Origin of the sequence: Pseudomonas sp. 8 R 14, assembly GCF_900005955.1 — a bacterium.
GTDB classification, from domain to species: Bacteria; Pseudomonadota; Gammaproteobacteria; order Pseudomonadales; family Pseudomonadaceae; genus Aquipseudomonas; species Aquipseudomonas marginalis.
This window is the reverse complement of record NZ_CVTH01000086.1, coordinates 60762-72142: the sequence shown is the minus strand read 5'-3', so window position 1 is coordinate 72142 and position 11381 is coordinate 60762. Positions and strand designations below refer to the sequence as shown.

Sequence of the window (11381 nt, the reverse complement as noted above, 5' to 3'; positions counted from 1 at the left end):
GGTTTACCTGACAGAACACAGGGAGCCTGATTGGGGCTGCTTCGCAGCCCAGCGCGGGGCAAGCCCGCTCACCACAGCAAGCCCGCTCACCACAAGAATGCGCTCGCCTGAAATTATTTATGCAGGGCTCAAGACTTCAGTGTGAAAATTTAACCCTTTAAAATCATTAAGTTATTTTAAGTTTTATAAGAGTTTGCTCCCGCTGGACTGCGCAGCAGTCCCCTTTTTGGGGCCGCTTCGCGGCCCAACGGGAGCAAGCTCCCTCGCCACGGGGGTTACCGTTTGCTGTGCGACAGCGCTAAGCCGAAGATTCAGCGGGACCTCCCGTATTTGTACTGACTTCACTGAACGAGATTACCGGTCGAAGCAGCCAACAGGGCATCCGCCATGCCTTGGATTTCCTCGCACCTTACTTGACCAACCGCTTCTCCTTGGAGGGGCGATATCCGAAATACGAGCTGTAGCATTTGCTGAAATGGCTCGGCGAGACAAACCCGCACGCCACCAGCACTTCCACCTGTGACAGTTCGGTGTGCTGCAACAGCCGGCGTGCTTCGGTGACGCGCAGTTCCATGTAGTAGCGCTGCGGCGTGGTGCCCAGTTGTTCCTTGAACAGGCGCTCCAGTTGGCGGCGCGAGCGGCCGGCGTAGACGGCGAGTTGGTCGAGTTCCAGCGGTTCTTCGAGGTTGGCATCCATCAGCTTGACCACTTCGCGCAGGGGCGCGCTGACGCTGACGTTTTCAGTGGGTTTGATCCGCCGATAACGCGATTCCTCGAAGGCCAGGATGTCTTCGATACCTTCGACCAGGGCTTTGTCGTGCAAGCTTTTGATCCAGTCCAGGGCCATGTGGAAGGCGCCGGAGGGGCTCGACGCGGTAAGGCGGTCGCGGTCGATCACGTAGGGCTCGCTGGTAACGTGGGTGGCCTTGGACACTTCCGCCAGGGCCGGGCGGTGTTCGGGGTGGATGGCGCAGCGGTAGCCCTGCAACAGGCCGGCACGGCCGAGGAACCATGCGCCGTTCCACAACCCCGCGAGGCTCACGCCCTGCTCGGCGGCACTACGCAGCAGTTGGATCAGTTGGTCGTCAGCCTTGAGTTCGGTGCGAAAGCCGCCGCAGATCACCAGCAGATCCAGGCCTTGCAGCGCGGGCGCATCGAGACGCGCATCCGGCCGGATCACCAGGCCCAGGTCACTGATGACTTCCCCGTCGTCACAACCGAAGGTGCGCGTGGCGAACAGATCAGGTCGCAGCAGGTTGGCGGTGACCACGGTGTCGAGGGTCTGGGTGAATGCCGGCAGGGAAAAATGTTCGAGCAGCAGGAAGCCGACGCGAGTGACCGATGCCGGCTGGGAGGTTTCGTTGAGGTAGCGCAGGTTCTTGCCTTTCATGCCACCGCTGAACTGGCGTCTTTCCATCGAGGATTGGCCCACTTTTATTGTTGATGCAATGGGCGCCATCTTAGGGGGAAAAACGCTGGCTGTCTCAGGCACTGATCTTGAAAAAACCACGGGCGCCAAAAGCCCGTGGCAGAACCCTCGCCGACGCATCTGATACGGTTTTTTCTTTGCTATCTGCGCCTGTATTGAAACGCCGCCTGGGCGGACAATGGCCCCCATCCCCACCCCCTTCCTTCGGAGGCCTTATGACCAAGATGGCGATTTTCCTGTTCGGTTTTTTGGTGCTGACCATCGGCATCGGCCTGCTGGCGACCATCTCGCCGGTTTAGCACCTAGCCGGCAAACAACATCGGGTACAGCGACAGCACCAGCAACCCGGCCATTGACCAATTGAACAGCCTCAACCAGCGCGGCTCGCGCAGCACATTACGCAAGCCGCTGCCACACCCGACCCACACGCACACGCTGGGTAGGTTGACCACGGCAAAGACCAGCGCAATCACCAGCACGTTGGTGACATAGCCCTCAGCCGGCGTATAGGTGGTGATGGCCCCGAGCGCCATTATCCACGCCTTGGGGTTCACCCACTGAAACGCCGCCGCGCCCAAGAACGTCATGGGTTTGCCGTGTTCATCATTGCTATCGGACATGCCGCCCGCCGTGGCGATCTTCCAGGCCAGGTACAGCAAGTACACCGCGCCCACATAGCGCAACACCGTGTAGGCCCACGGGAATACCTTGAACACTTCGCCCAGGCCCAGGCCGACCGAAATCACCAGCAGCATGAAGCCGATACTGATCCCCAGCGCATGGGGCATCGAGCGACGAAACCCGAAGTTCACCCCCGAGGCAAGCAACATGGTGTTATTCGGCCCTGGGGTGATCGAGGACACGAAGGCGAACAGCACAAAGGCTGACAGCAGGCTGGTAGACATGGACATGGTGCGGCATCCGAGCAGTGTGGTAGGCCTGCGACAGTAGTGGGTTATGCCGCCCCGCGCCCCGTACAGCCAGGCACGGATCGAGGCATACACTTCAGGTTCAGATGGCTCCGGCGTTTTCACAAAGCTTTCACAGACGCGGCCTTATGGTGAACCCAGCTCCTAATGAACATCCCTTTTAGCCCGTGCTCCCCATCGCGGGCTTTTCTTTGCCTGGGATTTATCCGGGGCAAAAAAAGAGGTGAGCCATAATTCATGGCCCACCTCTGGTTGACTAACGGTTAACGCGGACCACCGCCTGGGCCACCGCCTTGACCATGACCACCACCGCCGTGATCACCACCCCCGCCACCGCCCGGCGGCATGAATATCCAGCAGCCCGACAAGGTCGACAACAGCGCGACAACAACAGCCGCCTTGGTTAGGTAATTCAACTTCATGACAACGCTCTCTGCTTTACAAGGTTGGGTGTACGTCAAGTAAGACCTCGGTAAATGAAGTCCGTCATGAGTTTCGTGTAACGTCTTGGTAGGGTTTGTGTTGGGGTGGATACACGTCATTCGTTGATGCGAGTAAGGCCAACTTCGCTACCTGATCAGCACCAAAGGGAGAAGTAGATGAAAGAGTTGATACAGGGCCTCGATGGACCCAGAACTGCCCAGCAGGAATTGTTTTATGACCTGGAAGATGCAACTGCAGTCATTGGCTGGTCCGTAGTTGAACTGACAGCCCTGGCAAACAGCAGCAGGACGCCGAGTGAGGCGTTGGCGCTAATGAAGATCGGCACGTTGCTGGCAACTCAGCGGGATAAAATCGCCAGGTACGCGGGTGAAGTGAAGGCGCAGCGCATCAGCAGGTCAGAGACTGGCGCTGAAGATAGAGTTCAGTACGCTCAAGAATGAGGGCCTCAACTCGAAAGCCAGCCCCCCAATCTTTACGTCAGCGAATAGTGCGAGCCAGCGGGAGCCGACTCGATCAGGTCATTCGACAGCAGCGTCAGGTTGAGCGTTTCTCGTCGAGATCATGTAGTTTTTTAACACCCTTCCCCGTCTTCCGCTCGTATTGATGATGAAAAAACCAAACGACCAAAAGTAGCATCGCCAGACCAAAAATGAATAGCAGCAGCTCTATTGCGGGACCTTCGTGTGAAAACATTTTCGTTCCTCATCCTGAAGTAGCGTGACTTGAAAACAGCCACAACCGAAATTATTCGTAACAATACGAACATTTTCAGGGTAGTCGCCAACACGGGCCATGACAACCTTAAAAGCCTCCTGACCCTTGATCTAGACACGTCACTCGTCGAAAAAACCTTCGAGCGTGGGAGGGACACGGCACAACGCTGTACACAACGGGAAGGGAATGGCGCCTGCACAGGCGGATGCGGAGGAAGGTAGATCGGCCTGCTCGAGAGGTTGGCACCCGGGCCTTTTCTTCCGCCCAATAAAAAACCCCGTAGACGTTAATCTACGGGGTTTTCAAGAGTGGAGGCCGAGGTCGGAATCGAACCGGCGTAGGCGGATTTGCAATCCACAATATTTTAATTATAAATCAGCAGGTTAAATCGATATAAATTCCGCAAAATCGCAATTTTCAAGTGGTCGTAACCCAGGCAGGCCAAGCAGGCCGCGCTGGGTTGCGGAACTTATTTTAGGCACCTCACCGGTCCCCCACAGCCCCAACAATTTGCACTGAATGTCAGATCGGTCTGGCCGAAAAACATAGATCCGCCATAGGAGCGTGCTCACGTTCGCCGGTTTTCAAGACCGCTATGCAAACTCAAGCGGGCCGAATCCTTGAAGAGTATAAGCGTTCCATTACCCAGAGGGGTCGACTAAGCTACAGGCCGCATTCTACAAGGTTCGATTTTATGGTTTTGGAACTTTTTTTCCCTCCTGTAGGCGCATTGGTACCTACGCCCCCCTATCACAGATATACCGGTAATAGACTCATCGTAAAACCGAAAGGCCCCTACACTTAGCGCTAATGTGAAGCGCTTTGAACATAAGCAGTGCGCTCCCGCTATCGAATTTGATGCATACTTAGCCCTTGAGGAATTTCATCTCGGCTTAGAATAAGGATGTCAGCATGAAAAAAAACACATTTAAACTATCGATTTTATTCGCTATTGCTTTACCCGTTTTTATCCTCTGTGGCTCCTCAACAGCTGCTGCACAAACTACAACTGCAGGTGGGATAGCACCCGAAGCATCCGCGCGCCCTCCTCTTATTCCGCAAACGTTAACCAGTGCAGGAACAACACAAAATATAACAAAACAAGACGATGTTGAGCTAAAAATACTGAAAGAGAAAAATCTCCTAACGTCTGAATTTCAAAGCTCCATGATTTCAATAATAATCTGGTCACTCAGTGCAATTGTAAGCACAGTACTATTATTAGTAGGTGCAAGTTTATTCACCAACTTCAAACTACATGATAAAGACCTCCAAAGAGTCAAAGAAGATTACGATGCAAAAATCAAAATTTTTCAGGCCGAGATAGAAGCTCAACTCGCTGTCTCGAGCCGTGACGTTGCAGCAGCACAAGAAGTCAGAAGCCAGCAAGATCTGGATAGAATGCTAGATCAGACATCGCAAGTCAGATCTCACTTTGAGACCGTCAGGGCTTCGCTCGAAGGTAAGTATGACGAAGTGCTCAAAGCCACAAATAAATCTGAAATTGCCGTGAAAAGGCTAGATGAAAACTTGATTAATATTACCACTGAACTACGACGAGCCGAATCTTTAATCTGGGAGGTAAAAAAAGTACCCACTAACTTTTTAATAAGCTGCTTACAAGGCCTCGACGTAGCTCTGCTGGCAAAAAACGAATACGACATCGGCGATTTCATTGGAGAAATTAAAAAATCGCTTCAAGAGAATTTTATCGACGCGCAGCGAACGATAGACGAACAGATCTTGGAGTTTTTCGAAAGGCGCCTTAAAAAGCTTGCAGCGGTGAGGCCTGATGACGAAAAAGCAATTCGAGACCTGTTAGATCAATGCTCTGAAATTAGTAGTGAACCCTAGGTCGCTTGAGCAGCTAATATTTGGGAGTGAGCCGTTTTTTAATAGCAGCGTTTGGCTGAGAGACTTCTTTTTTAGGCTGCAGCCGCTCCCAAACACCACTCCCAACCATGCTTAACAGATGGCTATTTTTGGGCACTGCTTGCAACATGAAAGAGACCCTGAGCGTACGAAAGGTTCAAACCTTCAGCGGGGCTCACCGAAAACAAGTGCTTTTCTGATTTTCCCATGGAGGAATATTGATGCTGAACTCAGATCTGCTACCCCCTCTGATCTCAAAAATCTATGAAAACCAACTTGCTCTCGAAGCTTCTATTATGGAGCTCTCGAACTGGGTAGAGCAGCGAGGTTCCAAAGACACCGCCGAAAACATACGCGGCGCGCTGAACACTATTGATGAGAACGAAGAGTTCATTAAATTGACCCTGGCGGTCCTTCTAGCGCCTGACTGACGCACCTCAGGGACTACCTCGCTCACTTTAGCAATCTGGTTAGCGAACTTTATCCAACGACCGAATTGAAAGAAATAGGGTTTGAGGCCCCTCGACTCGCCATTTTGTTTAACGATGGCGATGAAGACCTTCCAGCAAAAAATACCATTTAAAAATCAGCAACTTATATTACTCATGTATTGTTTTTTGTACATCAATGGCTAGTTTTGGCTCAGCTATGCTAGCTTAATGACAGTATTTTTTAGCAGCCGGGGAAGGGATGCAATGTTCAATTTATTAGTGAGGGCGGGCGGTTGGGGCGAGCGCAGAGACGAGGTTTCTGTAGGGCGCATCTACATTACTGCCGAACAAGAACCCCTCCTTAAGCCGGGAGGGGTCCTCAATCTGACTATTCTAAAATCAATTCCGGCAATTTTTGCCGAAGAGACGAACCATGATGACCCCAACCAGGTAGCAAGGGTTGGACAAATAAGCGATGCACAATTTATTGGCCAAAGCGTAGCTATTGAATATCGATACGACCCCAACGTACCACCGATCCCTCAAGCTGACTTAGTGGCCTTGGCCCCTGCCCTTGGAATTCACATACCAAGAAGAGGATTTGGTCCGTTTGAACACAGCCACTGGGCCGTTAAAGGCACCGACCTATTTCGAGTGCTGATGACCGAATGGCGTCGCCCCGTACGCAAGCCGAGCGTTTTCCAACTGGACGACCATCAACATGTCGATTCCGACCTGCTGTCAGCGATGATGCCGTTTTCTGGTTTCAATTCGGTGTGGGAAGCAATTCAACGCGCAACTGAAGCAAATGGGATGCGCTGGGATAGAGCAGATAACCGATGGGACCATTCTGCAATCATCCAAGACGTTGTTGCGCTTATAGATCAGGCCGCTATTGTAGTATGTGACTGCTCCGGAAAAAATGCGAATGTATTCTATGAAATGGGAATAGCGCATTCACTGGGAAAAGAAGTGATTATCATAACTCAGAATGCTGCAGATATCCCATTTGATATTGCTCACCTTCGCCATATTCGCTATCTCCCTAACGGAGAGGGAATTGAGCAACTCGAGCGTGATCTCACGACGAGAATACGCAACATACGAGAGAGGTAACGACATACAGCCCCTTGACTTCCCTCATTGAATCCCGACACGCCATATCGATCGGCTCTGTTGTAAAGAGCAATATCAACATGCAAATCAAGTCTGCAAACCAATATGCACGCCAGCAAATCTTGCTTAAAATTTCGACGAGATAGTGCTTATTTCAAAAAACCAAGTCGGGATAATGGAGTTAGTTTTTGACAGAAATATTTTCTACTTTATCGATATTTATTGGCAAATGGCGTGATAGCCTTTTCACTACCTTCACAGCATGGAAAGCCGGACAATGCTTACTAACCAGCAGATCGATGACGCGATAAAGGCGGCCCCTTATACGTCGGGCGAAAAAGGGCTTCATGAACACCGCGACTGCGTGCGCTTTGCTTATGAATGGCTTGATGCGCAGACGAAAACGAAAAATGTGCAAAGAAAGCCATATGATCTAAAACATCTGATTCAGCGGTGGGCTGGTCGATACGTTTCGAGTTCCGACGTAGAGATAGCTGCATACCTACACCCCGAAATTCATGGTCACTACCCCTATTTCAATATCAGCTCAAGACTCATAAGCCCATCCATAAGCCGAATATCGAATCTCGCAGAAACCTACACCCAGACTAAAGGTGAACACCACGACTTGGCCAGGTATTCCCGAACCGAGAAGCCGACCCATTAAGACACCTGACGTATCGGCAAGCTCGACACACAATCAATCCTAGGATCCTAATGCTGCAACCTGAAAAGGTTGCAGCAAGCCTCAAGTGAGCTGGTGGTGATCTACACGGTGTTGCAAAGCGCATGCTAGCAGCAGGTGATGACCAAACCGCCAGCGACCTCATGGCGATAGCATGCTTCCTTCAACAAGCCGAAGACAAGCATCACAGGCACGCGGAAAGATGGCCGACAGCGTTAGGACTTAGGAGTGACGAGCAGGCACCGGCGAGGGTTGAGGTATGATGAGGTTTTGAGCGTGCTTGAGAAGCTTACAAACGAAAATAACCTTACAAAAGCTGGATTAACCTTGACGAAAACTAAAAAAAAATAGACATTCGACACAAATTTTAAGGTTTTTTGTCAAATGTCACAGAATATAGCCGTTGCAGAAAATGACCTTTTAGGCTTGATAGAAGGAGCTCTGAACGCCGATTACACGGTTGTCAGACAGGTCTGCAGTAGGATCGCGAAAGACTGCATGACAGCCTCCCCAGAGGTGAGTAAGCGTATAAAGCTCGCAACAAGGCGCAACGGAGTTCCACTTCGCGCCGCTGGCTACTCTGAGTCCCTACCTGTAGATCCAAAATCTAGAGGTGTGCTTGTTGAGGAGCTACCTTGGCCAACATCGCCAATATTTCTCAACAGCACGCTGAAGCATACTTTCGACTCGTTCATTGCGAGCGTGAAAAAATATGATCTTTTGGCCAAGCACGGTTTGTCAGGGCGCATGAATCTGCTCATGGCAGGTCCTCCTGGAACGGGAAAGACGTTAGTGGCTGGGCATATTGCTGCAGCATTATCCATGCCTCTATACGTTGTTCGTTTAGATTCACTCATGTCTTCTTTACTAGGTGACACCGCAAAAAACATTCGTAGCGTATTTGACTTCATACCTCAGAAAAATGGGATAATATTTCTGGATGAGTTTGATGCTATTGGAAAGCTTCGCAATGACACTCATGAACTAGGCGAATTAAAAAGAGTTGTCAACACACTCATTCAGTCAATTGACTCACTCGATGATCGGGCCATCGTTATTGCTGCAACCAATCACTCCGAACTCCTCGATCGCGCTATATGGCGGCGCTTCCCGTATAGAATGAACTTTGGCACACCTGACGAGGATCTGCGTAAACATCTTTGGAATTACTTCCTTTTTTGCGACATCGGAGATCCGTGCACTATTTGCGCGCTTGCAAAAATTTCCGCAAGGCTCAGTGGGGCGGATATAGAGTCGATATCACTCGCAGCTCGGCGCCATGCAGTAATTACTGACTCGGCAGTTGATCTGCATCAAGTAGCAAAAGATGTTCTTCAGCCGCAGATTGACGCTGAGACAACTGACAAGAAGACAATGTGTAACTTACTGCATAGAACCTACCACTTAAATCAAACAGAAATACTTACTTTGATTAAAGTCAGCCGACAAACTTTATCTACGTATCTAAAGGACTAGCTAGATGCCTGCAAAGCCGATTATCAACCCGATTGTAATATTCCTAAAAAAACCTACTCCTAAAGGAGTGACTGGCGGAGGAAAAAATGCCAAGGGAATAAAAAAAGACAGCTTGCAGGAAAAAAGGGAAAACCTCTCAAAACACCTTATAAATATCGACGCCCGCGACTTAAGTGACGTAACTTTCTCAGGAGTTACACATCTAATTGCAAAGATGGATGATGATGCTCTATCACCAACTTGGACGCCCACAGACCTATTCGACTCTAGAGTTGGATGCCGGCTAATCTCCCCGGGATATAAAGGTTTTATTATAGAGATAAACCGCAAAAACCTAGCAGATCTTTCTAAGCACATCAAAAGTTCCACCAACATAAAAGACCAAGTAGACATATCAAGAATTTCAAAAATTGAAATCTTCGATGAGCTGGAAACTTTTCGCGGGTCAAGCCAGGAAGACTTATGGTCTGCAGTATGCGTCGCAGGCTCAGCGAATATATGGCTAAAACCCTTTAAAAATACTTTAGCCCGTAAGGCTCTTGCTTTAAAAATCAAGGAGTTGCTAAATAAAGAAAAGTATATTTTAGGTCATCCGGAGTATGATAGCCCGCCTAGCGCCAACATCATGAATTACAATGCAATCGATGAGCTCATCGAAGCATACATAGATAGGGGTAATGCTGCGTTCTCTTTACAGTTTTCTTCTAAAGAAGCATTTCAAAATCTGGTTGCATCCGGAACAGTTTATCGTATCGAACCTGCTCCACAGGTTACAGTTTCGCAAAATCCTGGCGTAGGTTCGGAACCTTCACCCAAAAAGATACTATCTGACTCTCCAACAGTTGTGATTATTGATGGGGGCGTCAATGCGCCAAGCTACCTACATCTCGAAAAAATCAGCATACTTCCACTTGTCGATAACAGTAATGCCAATTTGATACACGGCAACAAAGTTGCCTCCCTCGTATGCCACGCATACGCCTGGAACAATCAGAGGCCGCTACCAGAACTCGATTGCACTTATATCTCGGCACAAGTTATATGTAAGGATAGCGTACCTAAGACACCCAACCACCATCAACTTTTACGATATTTAGAAGACGTCGCGCAGAAAACTGCAGGGTACGCAAAAGTATGGAACCTATCATTTAATACTGTTGCATCCTTAACCTCAACCGAAGAGGTCAGCTTACTCGGCCATAGACTGAGCAAGTTAGCTAGGAAGTACAACATCTTGCCAGTTATTTCTGCAGGAAATCGAGATCACAATCCTACGACTGGTATTCTCTGCCCGCCAGCAGACTGTGAAGCCTCACTATCAATTAGTGGAAGGCAGTTCAACGAACAGACAAAAAAACCAGGTGAGAAGTGCTTAAACAGCCTTAAAGGTCCAGCTCCAGCAGGCATGAAAAAACCTGATTTGGCTTGGTACTCTGAACTCAGAGTACTAGGTGGTCGTAGCGAAATAGGTACAAGTTTCAGTACCCCACTTGTATCATCACTTGCGGCACACACCTTTTCAAATGTCAAAAATGCTACTCCGGATTTAGTAAGGGCCCTCCTTATTAATCGTGCGGAACTATACTCACACAGCAACGGCCTCGGATGGGGCACCCCCTGGGAAGAGAATAAGCTCCCCTGGCACTGCCCTCCAGGAGATATTACCATGGTGTGGTCTGCTGAGCTTAAGCCAGGCTATTGGTATTACTGGACTGATATTCCGATCCCACCAGAATTTATCAAAAATGGTAAATTCGTAGGCACCGTGGTTCTAACTGCGGTTTTGGAGCCCTTAGTTTCTGATATGGTTGGTGAAAATTATTTTTCATCCAGAGTCCAAACGGCCCTTCAGGCCAAGTCAGAAAAAGGCGCTACAATTAACCTAGCTGGCTCTATGAAAGAAGATAAAGAGAAAGAAGCAACCGCCAGATCGGAACTCGCTAAATGGAGCCCAGTTAGAAACCATTGCAAGCTCCACACTCGAACCGGGATATCAGGCACAACGATGAGGCTTAATGCCAGAATATTTGCAAGAGACTTATATCAATTCGATGTCAATCATCATTCGGAACTACCAGCTCAAAAGGTGTCTTTTGTTTTAACGTTGAGATCGTCAGACAAGAGCGACTCAGTCTATGACTCGGCAGTACGAGCTATGGCCGCAGATATTGAAAGCGCAGTGATAGATCAAGACATTCAGATTAGTTTGTAGTCTATTCCAATTGGCCCGGCCATGCGCCGGGCTTCCCTGCCTGTTAAACACCTTAATCTTCTTCATGCGTGAC

General features: G+C 49.5%; 10 protein-coding genes. 7 read left to right on the top strand and 3 right to left on the bottom strand.

From position 1 onward, the window contains the following. Positions 1 to 409 precede the first annotated feature (409 nt). On the bottom strand, positions 410 to 1417 hold the full coding sequence (locus tag BFQ01_RS25395; RefSeq protein WP_074846863.1) for a GlxA family transcriptional regulator: 1008 nt from the start codon (positions 1415 to 1417) through the stop codon (positions 410 to 412). An 80-nt stretch (positions 1418 to 1497) separates the two neighbouring features. On the opposite strand from BFQ01_RS25395, the gene BFQ01_RS32485 reads away from it, so the two are divergent. After that, positions 1498 to 1728, top strand: a complete 231-nt coding sequence (locus BFQ01_RS32485; protein ID WP_141690759.1) for a hypothetical protein — start codon at positions 1498 to 1500, stop codon at positions 1726 to 1728. A gap of 3 nt (positions 1729 to 1731) precedes the next feature. Here the strand turns inward: BFQ01_RS32485 and BFQ01_RS25390 are convergent, their stop codons facing one another. Together BFQ01_RS25390 and BFQ01_RS32645 are read right to left on the bottom strand one after the other, a co-directional pair. Then, positions 1732 to 2340 (bottom strand): LysE family translocator, encoded by a 609-nt coding sequence (locus BFQ01_RS25390; RefSeq protein WP_065927383.1) that lies wholly within the window; start codon positions 2338 to 2340, stop codon positions 1732 to 1734. A gap of 281 nt (positions 2341 to 2621) precedes the next feature. Next, positions 2622 to 2780, bottom strand: coding sequence for a hypothetical protein (locus BFQ01_RS32645; protein WP_162844265.1), 159 nt, complete (start codon positions 2778 to 2780; stop codon positions 2622 to 2624). Positions 2781 to 2957: 177 nt separating this feature from the next. Between BFQ01_RS32645 and BFQ01_RS25385 the strand changes: the two genes are divergently transcribed. From BFQ01_RS25385 to BFQ01_RS31925, 6 genes are all read left to right on the top strand, one after another. Next, on the top strand, positions 2958 to 3242 hold the full coding sequence (locus tag BFQ01_RS25385) for a hypothetical protein (protein ID WP_065927382.1): 285 nt from the start codon (positions 2958 to 2960) through the stop codon (positions 3240 to 3242). A 1186-nt stretch (positions 3243 to 4428) separates the two neighbouring features. Further along, the gene (locus BFQ01_RS25380; RefSeq protein WP_141691308.1) at positions 4429 to 5370 is read left to right on the top strand and encodes a hypothetical protein; all 942 of its coding nucleotides are present in this window, start codon (positions 4429 to 4431) and stop codon (positions 5368 to 5370) included. A 239-nt stretch (positions 5371 to 5609) separates the two neighbouring features. Continuing rightward, positions 5610 to 5819: a hypothetical protein gene (locus tag BFQ01_RS25375; RefSeq protein WP_065927380.1), complete on the top strand. Its 210-nt coding sequence runs from the start codon at positions 5610 to 5612 to the stop codon at positions 5817 to 5819. A 264-nt stretch (positions 5820 to 6083) separates the two neighbouring features. Continuing rightward, the gene (locus tag BFQ01_RS32750) at positions 6084 to 6935 is read left to right on the top strand and encodes a hypothetical protein (protein WP_065927379.1); all 852 of its coding nucleotides are present in this window, start codon (positions 6084 to 6086) and stop codon (positions 6933 to 6935) included. A gap of 1069 nt (positions 6936 to 8004) precedes the next feature. Then, positions 8005 to 9096 carry an AAA family ATPase gene (locus BFQ01_RS31930; protein WP_083244939.1) on the top strand — a complete coding sequence of 364 codons (1092 nt, stop codon included), beginning with the start codon at positions 8005 to 8007 and terminating at the stop codon, positions 9094 to 9096. Between the two features lie 4 nt (positions 9097 to 9100). Continuing rightward, positions 9101 to 11308, top strand: coding sequence for a S8 family serine peptidase (locus BFQ01_RS31925; RefSeq protein WP_083244938.1), 2208 nt, complete (start codon positions 9101 to 9103; stop codon positions 11306 to 11308). Positions 11309 to 11381 lie beyond the last annotated feature (73 nt).